The sequence below is a fragment of the Helicobacter winghamensis ATCC BAA-430 genome (assembly GCF_028751035.1).
GTDB lineage: Bacteria > Campylobacterota > Campylobacteria > Campylobacterales > Helicobacteraceae > Helicobacter_D > Helicobacter_D winghamensis.
In genome coordinates, this window is the sequence record NZ_CP063533.1 from 476,186 (window position 1) to 496,321 (window position 20,136).

Consider the following 20,136-nt stretch of genomic DNA (forward strand, 5'->3'; position numbering starts at 1 on the left):
GAGAGTAATGTCAAGAGTTGGAAAAAAACCTATTAGCATTCCAAGTAGTGTTCAGGTGAGCATTGAAGGAAGCAAAATAGTTTTTAAGGGTGGTAAGCTTACAAAAGAATTAGAGACCTATGGACGTGTTGGAGTCGTTTTTAAAGATGGAGAGTTAAGTTTCTCTTTGAATGGCGAAAGTGCGCAAGCTAGAGCATATTGGGGGACTTATAGGGCACTAGCAAATAATATTGTAATAGGTTTAACAGATGGTTTTAGTAAGCAATTAGAAATCAATGGTGTAGGTTATAAAGCAGCAGTAAAAGGTAAAGTTTTAGAACTTGCTCTTGGATTTTCTCATCCTATTAACTATGATATTCCAGAAGGTATAGAAATTAGCGTTGATAAGAATATTATTCTTATTAAAGGCGCTGATAAGCAACAAATCGGACAGATTGCAGCAGAGATTAGAGAGTTTAGACCACCAGAGCCTTATAAAGGCAAGGGTGTGAAATATTCTGATGAGCGCATTATTCGCAAAGCTGGTAAAACTTCTAAAAAGTAAGGATAGATAATGACAAATAAAATTATTAGACAAAAAAGAAGTTTAAGACTTAAAAGAAAGCTTAGAATTCGCGCAAAAGTTTTTGGATGTGCTACAACTCCAAGATTAAGTATCTTTCGCTCAAACAGATATTTTTATGCTCAAGCGATTGATGATACAAAGGGCGTAACTCTAGCAAGTGTTGATGGTAAAAAAATGGGCTTAAAAAATAATAAAGAAGATGTGAAAAAAATTGCTGCTGCATTTGCAGATAGTCTTAAAAAGGTAAATATTTCTAAAGTTCTTTTTGATAGAAATGGCTATTTGTATCATGGTGTTGTTGCAAGTTTTGCTGATTCTCTCCGTGAAAACGGAATTAATCTGTAGGGGTAATTATGGAAATTAATAGAGAAGAGTTTGAAGAATATGTTGTAAATATTGGGCGTGTTACGAAGGTGGTTAAAGGTGGGCGCAGATTCCGCTTCAATGCATTAGTTGTTGTTGGAAATAAGGCGGGCTTGGTAGGTTTCGGTTTAGGTAAAGCAAAAGAAGTTCCAGACGCGATTAAAAAAGCCATTGATGATGCCTTTAAAAATATTATTAAAGTTAATATTAAAGGAACTACAATTGCTCATGATGTGCAAGAAAAATACAATTCAAGCATTGTATTGCTAAAGCCAGCAAGTGAAGGAACAGGCGTAATTGCAGGCGGTTCAGTGCGTCCAGTGTTAGAAAAGGCAGGAATTAAGGATATTTTAACAAAGTCTTTAGGGTCAAATAATCCTTATAATGTTGTGCGTGCAACTATTGAAGCCCTTTCTAAGGTAAAAGCATAAGGAGATTGTATGGCATTAGAAAATTTAGCACCTGCTAGAGGCAGTGTAAAAAAAATTAAAAGAGTAGGGCGTGGACAAGGTAGTGGTATGGGTAAAACTTCCACAAGAGGCGGTAAAGGACAAACTGCAAGAACAGGTTCTAAACAAAAAAGAGGTTTTGAAGGTGGTCAACAGCCTTTACAGCGTCGTTTGCCAAAAATTGGTTTTACTAGTCGCATTGAAAAGCCTTATGTAATTAATGTAGATGCTATCAAAGCAGTAGCAAGTTTAATGGAAATTACTTTTGAGAGCATCAAGGGTGTGCATAAATTCCCATCTTACACAACAAAAATTAAACTGATTGGTGTAGAGGCTAAAAATCTTGCATCAAAAATTAAAGATGAGAGAATTACAACAAGCGGACAAAAATAATGAATAAAGCAATTGTCAATAAGATTCTTATTACGCTAGGCTTTCTTTTAGCCTACCGCGTGTTGGCATATGTTCCAGTACCGGGTGTTGATACAATGGTGATTAAATCATTTTTTGACAATAACGCTTCTAATGCACTGGGTTTATTTAATATGTTTAGCGGTAATGCTGTGGAGAGACTTAGTATCATTTCACTAGGAATTATGCCTTATATTACTGCATCCATTATTATGGAACTTTTGGCTTCCACCTTTCCAAATCTTGGTAAAATGAAAAAAGAACGCGATGGTATGCAAAAATATATGCAAATTATCCGTTATGCAACTATTGGAATTACGATTGTTCAGGCTGTCGGTGTGTCCATTGGTTTAAAGAGTTTGGGAACGGGGGCAAATGGCGCAATAATGATTGATATGAATGTATTTATTGCAATTTCTGCACTTTCAATGCTTTGTGGAACAATGTTGTTGATGTGGATTGGTGAGCAAATCACGCAAAGAGGAATTGGGAATGGAATTAGTCTAATTATCTTTAGTGGGATTGTATCTGGAATTCCTAGTGCTATTGCTGGAACATTTAATCTTGTCAATACAAATCAAATTAGTTGGATTGTATTATTGTTTATTGCTGCAATTATCATTATTACGGTGGGCTGTATCATTTATATTGAGCTTGGGGAAAGAAGGATCCCAGTTTCTTATTCTCGTAAAGTTGTAATGCAAAATCAAGATAAGCGTATTATGAATTATATTCCTATCAAGATGAATTTAAGCGGAGTGATTCCGCCTATTTTTGCTTCTGCACTCTTGATGTTTCCTAGTACAATTTTGCAAAGTTCTTCAAATAGCGTTGTTATGCAAATTGCGGATTTTTTAAATCCTAATGGTTATACTTATAATGTGCTAATGTTTTTCTTTGTAATGTTTTTTGCATATTTTTATGCTTCTATTGTATTTAATCCAAAAGATATTTCGGAGAATCTAAAAAGACAGGGTGGCTTTATTCCAGGAATCCGACCAGGTGAAGGCACTGCAAATTTTTTAACAGATATTGCGAGTAGGTTAACACTTTGGGGGGCTTTATATTTAGCTTTAATTGCGACATTGCCTTGGATTTTAGTCAAAGCCTCTGGCGTGCCTTTTTATTTTGGAGGGACAGCGGTGCTTATTGTTGTGCAGGTTGCCGTAGATACAATGCGCAAGATTGAAGCACAGATTTATATGAACAAATACAAAACTCTAAGTGCAGTAGGCTTGTAAATGGCAATTGCAATTAGAAAGCCTAATGAAATTAAAGCGCTTAGGGCAGCAAATAGAATTGTTGGCAAAACGCTCAATCACTTAAAAAGTCAAATTAAGCCTGGAGTTGCACTAAAAGAGTTGGATAAAATGTGTGAGGATATGATTCGTTCTTGTGGCGCGATTCCATCTTTTAAGGGTCTGTATGGCTTCAGTGGTTCTGTCTGCACTTCTGTTAATGAAGTGATTATTCACGGAATCCCCACAGATTATAAATTGCAAGTTGGCGATATTGTGGGGCTTGATATTGGAACACAACTTGATGGATGGTATGGTGATGGAGCGATAACTTGTGGTGTTGGTGAAATTTCACAAGCTGATCAGCGTTTGATTGCTTGTTCTAAAGATGCTTTGTATTTTGCAATTTCTCAAATTACGACAGGAATGCACTTTAAGGAATTGAGTGCAATTTTAGAGCAATTTATTTTAGAATATGGATATGTCCCCTTGCGTGGTTTTTGTGGGCACGGAATTGGTAGAAGACCACATGAAGAGCCGGAGATCCCTAATTATTTGGAAGGAAAAAAAGCCAAGCAAGGCGACAAAATCAAAGAAGGAATGGTATTTTGCATTGAACCTATGATTTGCCAAAAAGATGGAGAGCCAAGGATTTTAGAGGATGATTGGAGTGTTGTTTCAGTAGATGGTTTAAGGGGTAGCCATTATGAGCATACAGTCGCAATTATTAATGGAAAGGCGGAGATTCTATCCGTAGAATAATTATAAAAAAGGTAGTACAGTGGCAAAAGATGATGTAATTGAAGTGGATGGAATCGTAAAGGAAGCATTGCCTAATGCAACTTTTCGTGTGGAGCTTGAAAATGGGCATATTATTTTGTGTCATATTGCAGGGCGTATGCGTATGCATTATATTAAAATTCTGCAAGGCGATAAGGTGAAAATTGAACTCACACCTTATAGTTTAGATAAGGGCAGAATTACTTTTAGATATAAGTAGTTTTTAATAACTTTTTAAGTATAATCAAATCTTTATTGCAAAATTTTTGTTTTGCACAGTCGTTTAGGTGTTTGGAAATGCCTTGGAGGACTATAAACTCAATGCCTATTTTAGGAAGCGATAATTAAATTTAGAGCATTCCAAAGTGATGTGTGGGAATTCCCATAGACGCAGTATTTTATAAGGCGTAGCCTTAGAAGTAGGAGTAAGCTATGAAAGTTAGACCTTCTGTCAAAAAAATGTGCGACAAATGCAAGGTTATTAAAAGAAAAGGCGTGATTCGAGTAATTTGCGAGAATCCAAAACATAAACAAAGACAAGGTTAAAAGGAAAAATAATGGCGAGAATTGCTGGTGTTGATTTACCCAAAAAAAAGAGAATTGAATATGCTTTGACTTACATTTATGGTGTAGGTTTAAAGACTTCAAGAGATATTTTAAATGCAGTAAAAATCTCTTATGACAAAAGGGTTCAAGACCTTAGTGAGGATGAAGTTTCTTCAATTGCAAAAGAAATTCAAGCTCATCATATCGTAGAGGGTGATTTGCGCAAAAAAGTTACAATGGACATTAAAGCTCTTATGGACTTAGGAAACTATCGCGGTTTAAGACATCGTAAAGGACTTCCTGTTCGTGGTCAAACAACAAAAAATAATGCAAGAACACGAAAAGGCAAGAGAAAAACAGTTGGTAGTGCATCAAAATAGGAGTAAATAATGGCTAAAAGAAATGTAAATAAAAAAAGAGTAGTTAAAAAGAATATTGCAAGGGGTATTATTCATATCTCTGCTGCTTTTAACAATACAAGCGTAACCATCACAGATGAAATGGGTAATGTGATTTGCTGGAGCACAGCGGGTGCATTAGGGTTTAAAGGAAGTAAAAAATCAACTCCTTATGCGGCACAACAAGCGGTTGAAGATGCAGTTTCTAAGGCAAAAGAGCATGGAATTAAAGAGCTTGGAGTAAAAATTCAAGGTCCAGGAAGTGGTCGTGAAACTGCTGTGAAAAGCTTAGGAAGTATTGAAGGAATCAAGGTTTTATGGTTTAAAGATGTTACACCATTGCCACATAATGGTTGCCGCGCGCCAAAAAGAAGAAGAGTGTAAGGAGAGATAATGGCAAGATATAGAGGTCCTGTTGAAAAGATTGAAAGAAGATTTGGCGTTAGTCTTGCGTTGAAAGGTGAGCGTAGATTAGCGGGAAAAAGTGCTTTAGATAAGCGTCCTTATGGTCCGGGTCAGCACGGACAAAGACGCGGAAAAATTTCAGAATACGGAATCCAGTTGCGTGAAAAACAAAAAGCAAGGATGATGTATGGAGTTTCTGAAAAACAATTTCGTGCAATTTTCGTAGAAGCGAATAGATTAGAGGGGAACACTGGAGAAAATCTAGTGAAGCTTATTGAAAGAAGATTGGATAATGTTGTTTATAGAATGGGATTTGCAACAACAAGAAGATTTGCTAGACAGCTTGTTGTGCATGGACATATTTTAGTAGATGGCAAAAAGCTCGATATTCCTTCTGCGCTAGTTGGCGTTGGACAAAAAGTTGAGATTTGCGAAAAAACTAAAAAGAATCCGCAAGTTCAAAGAGCAATTGAATTGACAAAACAAACAGGAATTGCTCCTTGGGTAGATGTGGATCAGGATAAAGTATTTGGAATCTTTACACGCCTTCCAGAGCGCGAAGAGGTAGTTATTCCAATTGAAGAAAAGCTCATTGTTGAGTTGTATTCTAAATAATTTGTAGGAAAGGGTTAGTATGAAAAGTATTAAAACTTCTCCGCATATTCCAACAAAAATTGAAGTCAAAGAAGTTGGTGCCAACAAAATAGAGATTACAGCGTATCCTTTTGAGGCAGGATACGCAATTACTCTAGCGCATCCTTTACGTCGTTTATTGCTTGGAAGTTCGGTTGGATTTGCTCCAGTTGCATTAAGAATTGAAGGTGTGGCTCACGAGTTTGATTCTGTGCGCGGTGTAGTGGAAGATGTATCACATTTCATTGTAAATCTTAAAACAATTCGTTTTAAGGTAAAAGACGATAGCGAGAGTGTTAGTATTGACTATAAATTTATAGGTCCAAAAGTTATTACAGGTGAGGATTTAAAAAATGATTTAGTTGATATTGTAACGCCTAATATTCATTTGGCAACCATTAACGAAGATGCAATTTTGAATTTTTCTATTATTGTGCGTAAAGGAATCGGTTATGTTCCAAGTGAGGACATTAGGAATCTGATTTCAGAAGGATATATGCCATTGGATGCATATTTTACCCCTGTTACAAGTGTAACATATGATACGGAAAATGTGCTTGTGGAAGACGATCCAAATTACGAAAAAGTAGTATTTAATATTCAGACAGATGGGCAGATTGAACCTTTGACTGCATTTAAAAATGCTCTAAGTGTTATGCATAAACAAATGGCGATTTTTAATTCTGAGTTAAATATAGAAGTTCCTGAAGTTAGCTTGGGAGAGGAAGATAGCCCTGAAATTAGGGTATTATCTCAAAGTATTGATAGTTTGAACTTTAGCGCAAGATGCTTTAATTGTTTAGATCGTTCTGGCATTAAGTATTTAGGTGAACTTGTATTATTGAGTGAAGATCAGATTAAAAACATTAAAAATCTAGGCAAAAAATCACTAGATGAAATCACAGTAAAATTAGAAGAGTTGGGTTATCCTATTGGTAAAGTAATTGCAGAAGATTTAGCCGCTCTACTTAAGAAAAAATTTTCTAACTAAAGGATAAAAAATGAGACACGGACATGGATATAGAAAGCTAGGGCGCACAAGCTCTCATAGAAAGGCTTTGTTAAAAAATTTATCTTTAGCTTTAATTGCTAGCGGTAAAATTGAAACTACTTTGCAAAAAGCAAAAGAATTACAAAGCTATTTTGAAAAATTAATTACAAAGGCAAGAGCAGGGGATTCTATGGCACATCGTTTAGTATTCTCACATTTGCAACATAAAGAATCTGTTAAGAAGCTTGTAACAGAAATTGCTCCAAAATATTCTAACAGAAATGGTGGTTACACAAGAATTATCAAAACAAGACTAAGAGTAGGCGATGCTGCTCAAATGGCATTTATTGAACTTGTATAATTTCTAAATAAGATTCCGCATTGGAATCTTATTCTTCCTCTAAATATATCTTTTCTTGACTTTTTCGTTTTTATCAGCTTGCATACTTAGAGCTGTTTTTTGTCAATAGGGTGATTGTGCAGTTTGAGTCATAATTATGGAATCCATTTTGGATTCCAATTTCTTTTAAATATGGAAAGTGTGAAATTTACTCAATAATCTTTGGAACAATAAAGAAGTTGTCTTCTGTGCTTGGAGCATTATCTAGTACGCTTTTGGCGATTTCTGGTTTGAATTCTACAATATCTTCGCGCATAGGAAGTTTGGAATCTAGTGGATTAAAAGAGGCTGGAATCGCATCTAGCTCAAGTGCATTAATGTTTTCTACAAAATTTACAATTTCACTTAAGTGATTTTTTGTTATCTCCAGCTTTTCATCTTCTAGAGTGATTCCGCCAAGTCTTGTAAGTTTATTTAATAATGCTGTGTCAATAGTCATTTGATATCCTTGTAATGTTTAAGATAGAGCATAAAAATTTTAATTGCGCGCGTTACAGTGCAATGGATTTCATCTTCATTTGGGCAAGTATAATTTGGAATCATAATTGCATCAATAAGATAAGGTTCAATAATAAGATTTGTAAAAACGCGCAAACTCTCATTAATGTTTTTAATTCCTATGTTATGCGTAGTGTTGTAATCTTCTAATGCCTTTAAAAAGAAGTGGCGTGTGCGATCTACGGCAATATGGTGAAAGATTTCGATTAATTCTGGGTTTTCGTAGCCTTCAATAATAATTAGACGATTAAAGGCAATATTATCCTTATTGAAAAGTTGTTGGATAAGACGCACACTAATACGATAGAAGTATTTTTCTAAATTTACTTGCGAAGCCATCACTTCAGTAAAGTCTTTGTCTAAAGAATCTATAAAATCTTGTCCATTTTCCCTAATGGCTTCAGAAAAAAGCGTTTTTTTATCCTTAAAAAACTTATAAATTGTAGCTAAGGAACCGCCTGTTTCTTTGACAATCATTTGCAAACTCGTTTTCTTATAACCATATTGCAAAAAGAATTTCCAAGCAATTTTTAGGATTTTTTCTTGTTTTTCTTTGTATTTAATTTTGTTTGCTTTGCTTGAAATGCGTCTTTTGGTGGTGATTAAATCTTTTTTGGATTCTTGAACCAAGCCTACCCCCTTATGATACAAAATGTAATATGCTTGCAATTCTATAAAAAAAGAACTTAATATCAACTGCATTTAAAAACTTTTAAATTATCATTACCAAAATATTTTGTGTAAGGAATGGCAAGTGAAAAAAGAAACAAAAACATATCGCCCAAATGTTGCCGCCATAGTCCTTTCCTCTAAATATCCCTTAGTGTGTGAGTTATTTATCGCAAGTCGCACAGATATTAAAAATGCTTGGCAGTTTCCGCAAGGAGGAATTGATAAATCAGAAACACCAAGGGAGGCTTTATTTCGTGAGCTAAAAGAAGAGATAGGAACGGATAAGATTGATATTGTTGCAGAATACCCTGAGTGGATTAGCTATGACTTTCCAAGTCAAGTTGTAAAAAAAATGTATCCTTATGATGGACAAATTCAAAAATATTTTTTGGTGCGTTTGCAAGAACAAAGTGAGATTAATATTAATACAAAAGAGCCAGAGTTTGATGCATATAAATTTGTGCAAATGGAGGAATTGTTTGGCCACATAACATATTTTAAGCGTCCTGTTTATAGGCAGGTTTTGGAATACTTTAGAAGAAAGGGTTATTTATAATGTTGATTGTTCAAAAATACGGCGGAACAAGTGTTGGGGATTGTGAGAGAATCCAAAATGTTGCAAAACGCGTGATTGAAGCAAAAAGAGCTGGAAATAGCGTTGTTGTTGTGGTTTCAGCAATGAGTGGTGAAACAGATAAGCTCTTAGGCTATACGCAGTTTTTTTCAAGACTTCCTAATACGCGTGAAGTGGATATGGTGTTAAGTGCTGGGGAGCGTGTAACAAGTGCTTTACTTGCCATTGCATTAGAAGAGTTAGGATATAAGGCGATTTCTCTTAGTGGAAGGGGAGCGGGAATGATTACAGATTCTTCGCATACAAAGGCAAGGATTGAATCTATTGATACAATGCGCTTAAATGATTTGCTTGCGAAAGATTATATTGTCGTTGTTGCTGGATTTCAAGGTGTTACGCAGCAAGGCGATGTTACAACGCTAGGGCGTGGCGGAAGTGATCTTTCTGCTGTTGCTTTGGCTGGAGCATTGCAGGCAGATTTGTGTGAGATTTACACAGATGTCGATGGAGTTTATACAACAGATCCAAGAATTGAACCTAAAGCAAAAAAGATCAATAAAATCAGTTATGACGAAATGCTAGAGCTTGCTTCAATGGGGGCAAAAGTTTTACTAAATCGCTCTGTTGAAATGGCAAAAAAACTCAATGTTAATTTAGTTACAAGAAATAGTTTTAATCACAACGAAGGAACATTAATTACAAAGGAAGAAGAAATTATGGAACACCCAATTGTAAGCGGAATCGCATTAGATAAAAATCAAGCAAGAGTGAGCATTTGTAATGTAGAAGATAGACCTGGGATTGCGGCAGAAATTTTTGGCGCACTATCAGAAGCAAATATTAATGTAGATATGATTGTTCAAACTATCGGGCGTGATGGTAAAACAGATGTGGATTTTACTATCCCTGAAGTGGAGCTAGAAAACACAAAGCGTGTTTTAAAAGCATTTGAAAGTAATGTGGAAAGCATTGATTATGACTCTGATATTGCTAAAGTTTCTATTGTTGGTGTGGGAATGAAATCCCATAGTGGTGTGGCAGCAAAGGCATTTCAAGCTCTAGCAGAAGATAATATTAATATTATGATGATTAGCACAAGTGAGATTAAAATCTCTATGATTATTGGGCTTAAATATTCAGAACTTGCAATCCGCACGCTTCATAGTGTGTATGCACTTGATAAATAATGCAAGATTTATCCAGTTGGGTTTTGCAAACTTTGCGTCACGATGCAAGTCATCCTACTTGGCTTGAAGAGCGTAAATTTGAGTGGATTCCACTCTTAAAGCGTGCATTGCAAAAAATCTTTAATGGAGAGAGTTTGATTTTGGTTACAGATTATGAAAGAGAATGGTTTATGCATTATGTGGTGCAATCTATTAACCGCTCTAATAATCGTCCATATGTACCTATAATTGCTATTAATGCACTTTTTCCAAAAATTGATAAAATCTCGCATAAAGATGAGATGGAAATCGCACTTATTCACGACTACTTTGGTAATATTTTCTCACAAAAATATGGCTTTTGGTATGTAGGGCGTAATGATGCCCTGCGTGCAAAGCTTGCTTTAAGTCAAGAAGATGGGTTTTTGTGGATGTTTGATACAAATTTACAAAATAGTTTTACACTGCAATCAACAGATATTTTAGTGGATATTAAGTTAATACAGATGTATAAAATTTTTAATTTAGCTCTTGAAGCAGTGATGTTTGGTAATGTGCGATTAGATTAGGTATAAGATGGAGATGATAAAAATTGGGCATATTGAGTTAGTTAATGATCCCATAGAGAGTGCAAGTGCTTATTTTAGCACGCAAGATCCTCAAAATACGCGTTTATTTTGCTCTAATGAGCTGGATATTGACACTGCGCGTTCTATCATTGATGAGAGTTATATTGCAAGTAAAGGGACGAAACAGATTCTAATTGCAGCTTTAAGTTATAATTTATATGCTCAAAATGCGCTTTTAAAGGTGCTTGAGGAGCCACCAAGTGGCACGATTTTTGTTATTTATGCTAAAATGAAATCTTTGCTTTTACCTACAATTCGCTCAAGAATGCCTATCATTAATCACGCTAAAGCGCAACGCTTGCCACATTTTCCAATTTCCCTTAAAACATTAAATTTGGAGAGTATATATCAGTTTCTAAAAGAGCGTGAAAAAGAATTTAACAATCCGCTTCTAAAAGATGAAATACAGAGTTTGTATTTAGATTCCATTAAGTATGGCTTAAGTTTTTCTAACAAAGAGACTCAACTTTTTGAAAAGGCAATATCTTGGGAAGATCAATATGAAAGTACAAGCAATATTTTTGCTGTGCTTTTACTTCTTGTTTTGCGCAAAAAGAAGCAACAACTAAATGCAACGCTTAAAAACTAGGAGTAATAATGGCTTTTGTGCAGTATTTAGAGAATTCTAAACTTGCTTTGGAACAATTAAATTGTGATAGTGTGGGCTATGGAATTTTGTGCAATAAAGATAGGGTTTTTAATTTTTTAATTAAGGATTTAAAAGTCCCAGCAGCACATATTTTAAAACAAGAAGCATTGGCAGTTGGGGCGGATTTTGCCTTGCCAAAAGACGCGATTCTTTATACAAGAGAATTTTATAGTGGTATCTTAATGCTAACACGCGCGCAAGCAAAGGCACTTTTGAAAAAATTAAAAATACAGCCTTTTGGGTTAAAAAAGGTCGCACAAGAGTTGGAATCGCATTTAGGATTCCATAAAATCACACCAAAGATTATGGGGATTATCAATATTACTCCAGATAGTTTCTATGAAAAATCACGCAAGATTTCTAAAAGCGCTAAAACAGAGATTTTAAAAATGCTAGAACAAGGCGTGCATATTCTAGATATTGGAGCGGCAAGCACGCGTCCGGGAAGTTCTTGGGTGAGTGAAGAGGAAGAACACACAAGATTAAAAGAGATTTTAGAGTTTATTAAGTGCCAAAAAATCTATGAAAATGCAATTTTAAGCATTGATACTTACACTCCGAGTGTGGCGAAAAAATGCTTAGATTATGGTTTTACGATGATTAATGATATTACAGGATTTCGCAATGCAAAAATGCTAGAAGCAGTCAAAGGGTATGATTGTCAATGTGTGGTAATGCATATGCAAGGAAGCCCAAAAGAAATGCAGGAAAACCCTAATTATAAGGATTTGTTTTTAGAAATAGATACATTTTTTGCTGATCGCATTGCGGCTTTGTTAGAGCAAAATAACACAAAAATTATCCTTGATATTGGAATTGGATTTGGAAAAACACTAGAACATAATTGCGCTTTGATCCAGCATTTGGGACATTTTTTACATTTTGGTTATCCACTTTTGGTTGGTGCAAGTCGTAAAAGTATGATTGATAAAATTGCGCCTTGTTTGGTGGAAGATCGCCTAGCTGGCACTTTGGCAATCCATCTAGAATCTTTAAATCACGGAGCAAGTATTATCCGTTGCCACGATACTTTTGAGCATTTGCAAGCTTTAAAAGTATGGCAGGCAATCCAAAATGTTAATTTACAGGAATTTTAGGTGAAGTTTTTAGGGAGAAATTGTGTTGAGTCGCAATGAGATAATTACGCATTTAATGCAGTATGGACATTCCAAAGAAACATTAGATAAGATGCAAACCTTGGAATTGGAGTGTTTATTTAAGCAAAATAGTAAGACAAGGATTACAGATTATTTGGAAGCAATCAAGCAAAATGAAGTTGTTGAAATTGCCAATGAAGATGATGCAAGTCATATTGAGAGCGAAGTTGGGAAGATTTATTATGCGATTTCTGGAGAGTTAATCAACTTTACAGCCCTTTATGATGCAATTGAAAAGATTTTTGATCAATATGGTTTAAATGAAACCATTGAGCTTGTGTTATCGCAATCTAGTGATAAGCGTTATAGGCAGATGACACAAATTGTAGAGGTTGCATATAGAGCATATCAAGAAGAGCTATTGGCAGAAATTGAGAGATTATGTGAGTTTTATCCGCCTCAAGAGAAATTTGAACAAATGAGATTTTATAGTTCTAGGCGTGGGGATGTCGCATTTTTGCGCAAAAGTATTCAAAAAATGCGCATTCAAAGCAATCAAGCGAGTTTTAGCAGAATCGCACAGCAAAAGTTTTCTATTATCCACGATTATTATCCGGATATGATGTATGAAAGTTATGAGGAATTTTATGAAAATGATGAGGAAAAAGACGCAATTATTGAGCGTATTATGGCTTTAACTGGGGCTTATAAGCGACAGCAATTGAAAGCTAAAAAGTTTCAGGTTTTAAAACATATGGAGCGCGTGTTATTGCGTGATAAGGAGCGAGAGAAAGAAGAGAAAGCACTCATTAAGCAATATATTAAAAAAGTGGGTGAAGCAATTGCACAAGAAGATGAATTAGCCTTTGGGGAGATTATTAAAGAAGCCTTAAAAGTTCTGGAAGAGCGCGATGTGCAGTATGTTGTGGAACATTTTGATATTGCAAGTAATCCTTTAATCTTGCAACGCTTTAATATTATTATGCGCGATAATCGTCCAAAATAGGCTTAAAATGATAAAATTAGATTCTATTAAAATTGAAGAAAGTTGGAAAAAAGCCCTAGAAAAAGAGTTTCTATCCCCATATTTTTTAGAGATTAAAAAACATTATGTGGAAGCAAAATCTAAAGGAGCAGTGATTTATCCCCCAGCAAATCTAACTTTTAATGCTTTTAATTCTACACCCTTTGAAAAAGTAAAAGTTGTGCTTTTAGGGCAAGATCCTTATCATAATCCTAATGAAGCAATGGGGCTGTCTTTTTCTGTGCCACAGGGAGTTAGGATTCCGCCATCTTTACGCAATATCTACAGAGAGCTTGAAGCGGATTTAGGGATTCCACAAAGCAAAAGTGGAGATTTGAGTGCTTGGGCTAGGGAAGGCGTGTTACTTTTAAATAGTATTTTAAGTGTGGAAGCACATAAGCCAGCTTCTCATCAGCATTTTGGTTGGCAACAATTTACAGATTCTGTGATTGCAACTTTAAGCAAGCAAAAAGATGGAATCGTATTTTTATTATGGGGGAATTATGCGAAGTCTAAAAAAACTTTGATTGACACAAAAAGGCATTGTGTGCTAGAAGCTGCCCATCCATCGCCTTTAGCGCGAAGTGGATTTATGGGTTGTAAGCATTTTTCTAAAACAAATACTTACTTGCAAAGCATAGGTAAAACACCAATTAATTGGAATCTAGATTTTTAGAGCAAGTGCCTTTTGCGCTTCTTCTGTATCATCAAAATGCAAGGTAGAATCACCGATAATTTGATAGGTTTCATCGCCCTTGCCTAAGATTAACAATACTTCATCACTTTTTAATGCGCTAATTGCCATATTAATGGCTTTAGCACGATTTTCTTCTAAGTAAATTTCTAGTTTTTCTCTTAAAGTTTGTGGAATTCCATTAAAAATTTCTTGGATAATTGCACTTGGGATTTCACTGCGTGGATTATCGCTTGTGATATAAATTTTTTGTGCGTATTTTGCAGCACATAAGCCCATTTTTGGACGCTTTGTTTTATCTCTATCGCCGCCTGCACCAAAAACAACAGCAATTTTTCTATGTGGAAAAGATTGAAAGATTTTTTCCATTCCATCTTCAGTGTGTGCGAAATCCACGATGATTAATGGGTTTTGTGAAACCACTTGCATACGCCCCAAAACGCCACCAAAGTTTTCTAGCTTTTCACAAATCTCTTGTAAAGGCTCATTTTCTAAAAGTTTTACCGCACTAATTGCAGCAAGAGCATTGTAGAGATTGTGCTTGCCAAAAAGAGAGCATTGCAAGGAGGATTCTTCCTTGCCATAGGCAATTTGCGCGGTGATTCCATCTTTTAGGCTATAAGCCCTTACTTGAAAAGTTGCTGGGGATTCTATTCCGTAAGTGATTGCTTTTTGTAAAGCATAACGAGCGTTTGGCTCATCTTTGTTAATAAGTTTTAAGTCTAGCGGACTTAAAAAAAAGGAATTTTTTGTAGCGATATAATTTTCTAGCGTTTTGTGGTAGTCTAAATGATCACTTGTAATGTTTGTTAGGATTTTTAGTGTAAATTCTAACCCTTCAATGCGTTCTTGCACGATTGCGTGGGAGCTTACTTCCATTACAAAATATGTGCAATTCTCTTTTCTTGCTTCAGTAATGGCACTATAAATCTCTAGTAAAGAAGGTGTGGTAAGCCCTTTTTCACGTTTTTTTACTCCATTAATAAAAAATCCCCTTGTTCCTAAAAGCGCGACTTTATACCCTAAATCAAGCAAGATAGAATAAATCATCGCAGCAGTTGTAGTTTTGCCATTTGTGCCTGTGATTGCGATAATTTTCAAGTTTAAATCTAAAAATTGCTTTAAATCTTGTGGAGTGATAAAGATTTCAAAGCCATTTTCTTTAGCGTTTTTAAGATAGCATTTATTGCTTTTTGTGATTAAAAATGCACAATTTTTCGCATTACATTCATTGCTTAAAACCTCTCTAGAATCATCGCTAATAAAGCGTATATGGGAGTTTGAAAAGTTGGAATCTAAATTATAGCGCATCATTATTCCTTAAGAGATTTTAGGGATTTTGTAGGATTTTTTGATAGAGTTTGGCAAAATCTTTATCAAAAAACAGATTATTGCCGATACTTTCAAAATAATGGAGTGCAATGTCTTTAAAGCCGTGTTTTACAAGATTTTTCATAAAAAATAAAAATTCATTTTTGCTTGTGAAAATAATCTTTGTGCTAAACATTAAATCTACAAAGGCTTCTTTAAAACCAATTTTTTTCTCCAAATTTTCAAAATCCTCATATAAAATCCCATCATTTTTATCCACTTCAATATTTTCTAAGTGAGAGATAGCAAGATTTAGCGCATAAATGTTTTGATCAAAATTTTGCACCATATCTAAGATGATTTCTTCTGGGCTTTCTTTAAGATTTCTTTTGTTTTTTTTGGCAATTACTTGATAGTAGTCAAAAAGTGCGCGTGCTTCTTCTTCATGTTCTATTGCCATATCTGTTAAAGCACAGAGTGTTTTTAGCACTAGAGATTCTTTAGAATCTGTATCAAGGTTGGAATCCAAATTTAAAGAATGCGCATAAGAAAGTAATGTTAGCGCCTGTGTATAGTTGCGCCCAACAAAGGCACGCTTGGCTTTTGTCTTAAAATTAGTATAAAGTCTTAATTGCTGTGTTGTCAAATTTTTTCAAATCCTTGCGAAATATCTTAGGAAACGCTAATAATTTCAATATCTGGATGAATATCATCTTTTAGTGTGCGTTCAATTCCAAATTTTAGTGTTTGTGTGCTACTAGGACAGCCCTTACAGGCTCCCTCTAAACGCACATACACTTTACCATTTTCAATTTTAATTAGTGTTACATTGCCGCCATCTTTTATGAGCATAGGGCGGACTTTATCAATGCTAGCTTCTACGGGTTTTAATAATTCTGTATCGCTAAATGGAAGCATAGATTATCCTTAAAAAATGTTTAGACTAGATTTTCTTAGTATTTTTTATGGCGTGAGATATTACTAAACTTTGCTTAAGTTGATATAAAAAATAACTTAAAAAACTTTAATCTAATTTTATCTAAAAATTGTTTATAATTGCGAGTTTTTAGGTTTTATGCTGTGTGCGGAAGCACTGATTATCTGCTTTAGGAGGAATTTATGCAAAATGATGAAGTAGTAATTGAGAGTTACTTAAAGGTAACTTCAGAACGCAAAAAAAGAAGAAATCCTGCGCGTTGGGATTTATGGCAAAGCATTACAGGTGTTGTTCTTGCGGTGTTTATTTTGTTTCATATGTGTTTTACATCTTCTATTTTATTTGGACCAGATGCATTTGATGCAGTAGTGGCATTTAGTGAGGGTTCATTTATTTTTGGAGGACATGGGATTCCATTATTGACGACATTAGTGGTGGTTGTCATTAGTGTATTTTTTGTAGCACACGCATTTTTGGCAATGCGCAAGTTTCCTGCAAACTTCCAGCAATTAATGTTGTTTAAAACGCATAAATCTTTAATGAAGCATTGTGATACAACGCTTTGGTGGTTACAATTCTTAACAGGTTTTGCATTATTCTTCTTAGGTGGAGCGCATCTTGTTACAATTCTTGCGGTTTCTACTGAGATTAACGCTCTAACTTCAGCAACTCGCTTTGTAGATGGAAATTTAGCAGAGTTTTATTTGGTTCTTTTGGTGGTGATGGTATTGCACGCAAGCATTGGGATGTATCGTGTTATTATTAAATGGATTCCGTTAGAAGCCCCAACAACTGCGCAAAGCAACATTAAAAGACGCAATGTAAAGATTGCTGTATTTGCAATTTTTATTGTGCTTGGTGTCATTGCATTTATTGCAGACTTTACTTGGATTGCTTTAGGCAAGAGTCTATAATAAGGAGAGTTTAGATGAATATAGTATATTGCGATGCGTTAGTAATTGGCGGTGGTTTGGCAGGATTGCGTTCAGCAGTAGCCTGTAAGGAAAAGGGGTTAAGCACGATTGTTTTAAGTTTAATTCCAGTTAAACGAAGCCACTCCGCAGCAGCACAAGGTGGAATGCAAGCAAGTCTTGGTAACTCAAAAATGAGTGATGGAGATAATGAAGACTTGCATTTTATGGATACAGTTAAAGGAAGCGATTGGGGTTGTGATCAAAAGGTTGCAAGAATGTTTGTAACAACAGCACCAAAAGCAATCCGCCAACTTGCAGCTTGGGGGGTGCCTTGGACAAGGATTAAAAAAGGCGATAGAACAGCAGTTATTAATGCACAAAAAACAACAATCACAGAAGAAGACTTCCGCCACGGATTAATTCACTCAAGGGATTTTGGTGGAACAAAAAAATGGAGAACTTGCTACACAGCAGACGCAACTGGGCATACAATGCTTTTTGCAGTAGCTAATGAAGCATTAAAGCACGGCGTAGATATTCACGATAGAAAAGAAGCAATCGCATTAATCCACAAAAATGGAAGATGCTATGGCGCTGTTGTTAGGGATCTCATTAATGGTGAGCTTATCGGTTATGTTGCAAAAGGAACTTTGATTGCAACAGGTGGTTATGGCAGAATCTATAAAGACACAACAAATGCTGTAATTTGTGAGGGAACAGGAACAGCAATCGCGTTAGAAACAGGAATTGCAAAGCTTGGCAATATGGAAGCAGTGCAGTTTCACCCAACGGGACTTTTTCCAAGTGGAATCTTGCTAACAGAAGGTTGTCGCGGCGATGGTGGTGTATTGCGTGATGTTGATGGTTATCGCTTTATGCCAGATTATGAGCCAGAGAAAAAAGAGCTTGCAAGCCGTGATGTTGTTTCCCGTAGAATGATTCAAAGAATCCGCGAGGGCAAAGGTGTAAGCTCACCTTATGGAGAGCATTTGTGGCTTGATATTTCTATCTTAGGACGCAAGCATATTGAAACAAACTTGCGTGATGTGCAAGAGATTTGTGAGTGTTTTGCAGGAATTGATCCAGCAGAAAAATGGGCGCCTGTTAAGCCAATGCAACATTATTGTATGGGTGGAATCCGCACAAATGCTAAGGGCGAAACCGCACTTAAAGGCTTATTTTCAGCAGGAGAAGCTGCGTGCTGGGATTTACACGGCTTTAACCGCTTAGGTGGAAACTCTGTAAGTGAAGCAGTGGTTAGCGGTATGATTATTGGCGATTATTTTGCTGAAAATTGTATGGGAAGTTATGCGGAAATTGACACGAAAGTTGTGGAAGATTTCATCAATAAAGAGCAAAAATATCTTGAAAGCATTGTAGAGAATACAGGCACAGAAAATGTGTTTGATATTAAAGATAGAATGCGTCAAATTATGGGCGATAAAGTTGGAATCTTTAGAGACGGAGAGCATTTAGATTCTGCTGTTAAAGAGCTTGAGCAGCTTTATATTAGAAGTAAAAATATTGGAATCAAAACCAAGCGTTTATCGGCAAATCCAGAATTAGAAGAAGCTTATCGTGTGCCAAAAATGCTAAAACTCGCTCTTTGTGTTGCAAAAGGTGCTCTTGATAGAACAGAATCACGCGGAGCGCATAGCCGTGAAGACTACCCAAAACGCGATGATGTGAATTGGTTAAAGCGCACATTAGCAAGTTGGGAAGATCCAAACCAAACAATGCCAACACTAACTTATGAAGACATTGAGATTTCTACAATGGAAATTGCGCCAGGATTCCGTGGATATGGAGCAAAGGGAATGATTATTGAAAACCCAGAAAGCCTAAAACGCCAAGAGCAAATTGACAAAATTCGTGCAGATATGGAAGCACAAGGTAAAGATCGCTATGAAATCCAAGAAGCATTAATGCCATTTGAGCTACAAGCGTATTACAAAGCACGCAATGAAAGAATAGGAGATAAACAATGAGTGGAGCAGTGCAAAGCAGCAATAGAGAGCTAACAATTAGAGTGTTAAAGTTTGACCCAAATAGTGCGGTTTCAAAGCCACACTTTGTGGAGTATAAACTAAAAGAAGCGCATTCTATGACAATTTTCATTGTGTTAAATATGATTAAAGAGCAGTATGACCCAGATTTAAGCTTTGACTTTGTATGTCGTGCGGGGATTTGTGGAAGTTGTGGAATGATGATTAATGGGCGTCCAAGACTTGCTTGTAGAACGCTTACAAAAGACTTCCCAGATGGTGTGATTACGCTTATGCCTTTGCCGGCATTTAAGTTGATTAAAGACTTATCTGTGGATACAGGAAATTGGTTTAATGGAATGAGCAAGCGCGTTGAGAGCTGGATTCACGCTCAAGAAAAGAGTGAAGAACATATGTGTCAGCTTGAAGACCGTGTGGAGCCTGAAGTCGCACAAGAAGTGTTTGAGCTAGATAGATGTATTGAATGTGGTTGCTGTATTGCTTCTTGTGGAACAAAGCTTATGCGTGAAGACTTTGTAGGAGCAGCTGGGCTTAATCGCGTGGTTAGGTTTATGCTAGATCCACACGATGAAAGAAGTGATGCAGATTATTATGAGCTAGTGGGCGATGATAATGGTGTATTTGGCTGTATGAGCTTGCTTGCTTGCCACGATGTTTGCCCAAAAAACCTGCCATTACAAAGTAAAATCGCTTATTTGCGCCGCAAAATGGCAGTCGTCAAATAATAAAATAAAGAATCCCTTTTTGGGATTCAAAGATAAGATTTATCTTTTTTAGTTATAATTC

The 20,136-nt window shown here is 35.8% G+C and carries 28 protein-coding genes; 23 read left to right on the forward strand and 5 right to left on the reverse strand.

Going from position 1 to position 20,136, the window contains the following annotated elements; translation table 11 throughout:
• Positions 1-7 precede the first annotated feature (7 nt).
• The 13 genes from rplF (at position 8) to rplQ (ending at position 7,140) form a co-directional block, all read left to right on the forward strand.
• Positions 8-544: a 50S ribosomal protein L6 gene (gene rplF, locus IP358_RS02500; RefSeq protein ID WP_006801849.1), complete on the forward strand. Its 537-nt coding sequence runs from the start codon at positions 8-10 to the stop codon at positions 542-544.
• 9 nt (positions 545-553) lie between these two features.
• A complete protein-coding gene (gene rplR / locus IP358_RS02505) occupies positions 554-910 on the forward strand; it encodes a 50S ribosomal protein L18 (protein ID WP_006801848.1) in 357 nt (118 codons plus the stop codon).
• Between the two features lie 8 nt (positions 911-918).
• Entirely contained in the window at positions 919-1,359 is a 441-nt protein-coding gene (rpsE, locus tag IP358_RS02510) for a 30S ribosomal protein S5 (RefSeq protein ID WP_006801847.1), read from the forward strand.
• Positions 1,360-1,368: 9 nt separating this feature from the next.
• On the forward strand, positions 1,369-1,770 hold the full coding sequence (rplO, locus tag IP358_RS02515) for a 50S ribosomal protein L15 (RefSeq protein ID WP_006801846.1): 402 nt from the start codon (positions 1,369-1,371) through the stop codon (positions 1,768-1,770).
• The gene (gene secY / locus IP358_RS02520) at positions 1,770-3,029 is read left to right on the forward strand and encodes a preprotein translocase subunit SecY (protein WP_006801845.1); all 1,260 of its coding nucleotides are present in this window, start codon (positions 1,770-1,772) and stop codon (positions 3,027-3,029) included. The genes rplO and secY overlap by 1 nt, the downstream gene beginning before the upstream one ends.
• Positions 3,030-3,788 (forward strand): type I methionyl aminopeptidase, encoded by a 759-nt coding sequence (map, locus tag IP358_RS02525; RefSeq protein ID WP_006801844.1) that lies wholly within the window; start codon positions 3,030-3,032, stop codon positions 3,786-3,788.
• 19 nt (positions 3,789-3,807) lie between these two features.
• Positions 3,808-4,026: a translation initiation factor IF-1 gene (gene infA / locus IP358_RS02530; RefSeq protein ID WP_006801843.1), complete on the forward strand. Its 219-nt coding sequence runs from the start codon at positions 3,808-3,810 to the stop codon at positions 4,024-4,026.
• Between the two features lie 212 nt (positions 4,027-4,238).
• A complete protein-coding gene (rpmJ, locus tag IP358_RS02535) occupies positions 4,239-4,352 on the forward strand; it encodes a 50S ribosomal protein L36 (protein ID WP_005022299.1) in 114 nt (37 codons plus the stop codon).
• Between the two features lie 11 nt (positions 4,353-4,363).
• Positions 4,364-4,732, forward strand: coding sequence for a 30S ribosomal protein S13 (gene rpsM / locus IP358_RS02540; protein ID WP_006801842.1), 369 nt, complete (start codon positions 4,364-4,366; stop codon positions 4,730-4,732).
• Between the two features lie 9 nt (positions 4,733-4,741).
• Complete coding sequence (gene rpsK, locus IP358_RS02545; RefSeq protein WP_006801841.1) at positions 4,742-5,134, forward strand: 30S ribosomal protein S11; 393 nt, start codon at positions 4,742-4,744, stop codon at positions 5,132-5,134.
• Positions 5,135-5,143: 9 nt separating this feature from the next.
• Complete coding sequence (rpsD, locus tag IP358_RS02550; RefSeq protein ID WP_006801840.1) at positions 5,144-5,770, forward strand: 30S ribosomal protein S4; 627 nt, start codon at positions 5,144-5,146, stop codon at positions 5,768-5,770.
• A gap of 19 nt (positions 5,771-5,789) precedes the next feature.
• Positions 5,790-6,779: a DNA-directed RNA polymerase subunit alpha gene (locus tag IP358_RS02555; RefSeq protein WP_006801839.1), complete on the forward strand. Its 990-nt coding sequence runs from the start codon at positions 5,790-5,792 to the stop codon at positions 6,777-6,779.
• Between the two features lie 10 nt (positions 6,780-6,789).
• Positions 6,790-7,140 (forward strand): 50S ribosomal protein L17, encoded by a 351-nt coding sequence (gene rplQ / locus IP358_RS02560; protein ID WP_006801838.1) that lies wholly within the window; start codon positions 6,790-6,792, stop codon positions 7,138-7,140.
• A gap of 187 nt (positions 7,141-7,327) precedes the next feature.
• Here rplQ and gatC read toward each other — a convergent pair whose 3' ends face one another.
• Positions 7,328-7,618, reverse strand: coding sequence for an Asp-tRNA(Asn)/Glu-tRNA(Gln) amidotransferase subunit GatC (gatC, locus tag IP358_RS02565; protein WP_006801837.1), 291 nt, complete (start codon positions 7,616-7,618; stop codon positions 7,328-7,330).
• Complete coding sequence (locus IP358_RS02570; RefSeq protein WP_006801836.1) at positions 7,615-8,379, reverse strand: TetR/AcrR family transcriptional regulator; 765 nt, start codon at positions 8,377-8,379, stop codon at positions 7,615-7,617. The genes gatC and IP358_RS02570 overlap by 4 nt, the downstream gene beginning before the upstream one ends.
• A 52-nt stretch (positions 8,380-8,431) precedes the next feature.
• On the opposite strand from IP358_RS02570, the gene IP358_RS02575 reads away from it, so the two are divergent.
• From IP358_RS02575 to ung, 7 genes are read left to right on the forward strand one after another with little or no spacing between them, the layout of a single operon-like run.
• On the forward strand, positions 8,432-8,905 hold the full coding sequence (locus tag IP358_RS02575) for an RNA pyrophosphohydrolase (protein WP_006801835.1): 474 nt from the start codon (positions 8,432-8,434) through the stop codon (positions 8,903-8,905).
• Positions 8,905-10,110: an aspartate kinase gene (locus IP358_RS02580; RefSeq protein ID WP_006801834.1), complete on the forward strand. Its 1,206-nt coding sequence runs from the start codon at positions 8,905-8,907 to the stop codon at positions 10,108-10,110. Before IP358_RS02575 ends, IP358_RS02580 begins: the two co-directional genes overlap by 1 nt.
• Positions 10,110-10,658, forward strand: a complete 549-nt coding sequence (locus tag IP358_RS02585) for a HobA family DNA replication regulator (protein WP_006801833.1) — start codon at positions 10,110-10,112, stop codon at positions 10,656-10,658. The genes IP358_RS02580 and IP358_RS02585 overlap by 1 nt, the downstream gene beginning before the upstream one ends.
• A gap of 7 nt (positions 10,659-10,665) precedes the next feature.
• Positions 10,666-11,307, forward strand: coding sequence for a DNA polymerase III subunit delta' (locus IP358_RS02590; RefSeq protein ID WP_232086754.1), 642 nt, complete (start codon positions 10,666-10,668; stop codon positions 11,305-11,307).
• A gap of 8 nt (positions 11,308-11,315) precedes the next feature.
• Positions 11,316-12,464 carry a dihydropteroate synthase gene (folP, locus tag IP358_RS02595; protein ID WP_006801831.1) on the forward strand — a complete coding sequence of 383 codons (1,149 nt, stop codon included), beginning with the start codon at positions 11,316-11,318 and terminating at the stop codon, positions 12,462-12,464.
• A 22-nt stretch (positions 12,465-12,486) separates the two neighbouring features.
• Positions 12,487-13,470: a hypothetical protein gene (locus IP358_RS02600; RefSeq protein WP_006801830.1), complete on the forward strand. Its 984-nt coding sequence runs from the start codon at positions 12,487-12,489 to the stop codon at positions 13,468-13,470.
• Positions 13,471-13,477: 7 nt separating this feature from the next.
• Positions 13,478-14,164, forward strand: coding sequence for a uracil-DNA glycosylase (gene ung, locus IP358_RS02605; RefSeq protein WP_006801829.1), 687 nt, complete (start codon positions 13,478-13,480; stop codon positions 14,162-14,164).
• On the opposite strand, the gene IP358_RS02610 is transcribed toward ung, so the two are convergent.
• Genes IP358_RS02610 through IP358_RS02620 form a run of 3 tightly spaced genes read right to left on the reverse strand, consistent with a single transcriptional unit; the run spans position 14,153 to position 16,411 of the window.
• The gene (locus IP358_RS02610; RefSeq protein WP_006801828.1) at positions 14,153-15,493 is read right to left on the reverse strand and encodes a UDP-N-acetylmuramoyl-L-alanyl-D-glutamate--2,6-diaminopimelate ligase; all 1,341 of its coding nucleotides are present in this window, start codon (positions 15,491-15,493) and stop codon (positions 14,153-14,155) included. The two genes, ung and IP358_RS02610, sit on opposite strands and share 12 nt — an antisense overlap.
• Positions 15,494-15,512: 19 nt before the next feature.
• A complete protein-coding gene (locus tag IP358_RS02615) occupies positions 15,513-16,139 on the reverse strand; it encodes a hypothetical protein (protein WP_006801827.1) in 627 nt (208 codons plus the stop codon).
• Positions 16,140-16,165: 26 nt separating this feature from the next.
• Complete coding sequence (locus IP358_RS02620; RefSeq protein ID WP_006801826.1) at positions 16,166-16,411, reverse strand: NifU family protein; 246 nt, start codon at positions 16,409-16,411, stop codon at positions 16,166-16,168.
• Positions 16,412-16,612: 201 nt separating this feature from the next.
• On the opposite strand from IP358_RS02620, the gene IP358_RS02625 reads away from it, so the two are divergent.
• From IP358_RS02625 to IP358_RS02635, 3 genes are read left to right on the forward strand one after another with little or no spacing between them, the layout of a single operon-like run.
• Positions 16,613-17,344 (forward strand): fumarate reductase cytochrome b subunit, encoded by a 732-nt coding sequence (locus IP358_RS02625; protein ID WP_006801825.1) that lies wholly within the window; start codon positions 16,613-16,615, stop codon positions 17,342-17,344.
• A 14-nt stretch (positions 17,345-17,358) separates the two neighbouring features.
• Positions 17,359-19,332, forward strand: coding sequence for a fumarate reductase flavoprotein subunit (locus IP358_RS02630; protein WP_006801824.1), 1,974 nt, complete (start codon positions 17,359-17,361; stop codon positions 19,330-19,332).
• A complete protein-coding gene (locus IP358_RS02635; protein ID WP_006801823.1) occupies positions 19,329-20,075 on the forward strand; it encodes a fumarate reductase iron-sulfur subunit in 747 nt (248 codons plus the stop codon). Before IP358_RS02630 ends, IP358_RS02635 begins: the two co-directional genes overlap by 4 nt.
• The last annotated feature ends 61 nt before the right edge of the window (positions 20,076-20,136 follow it).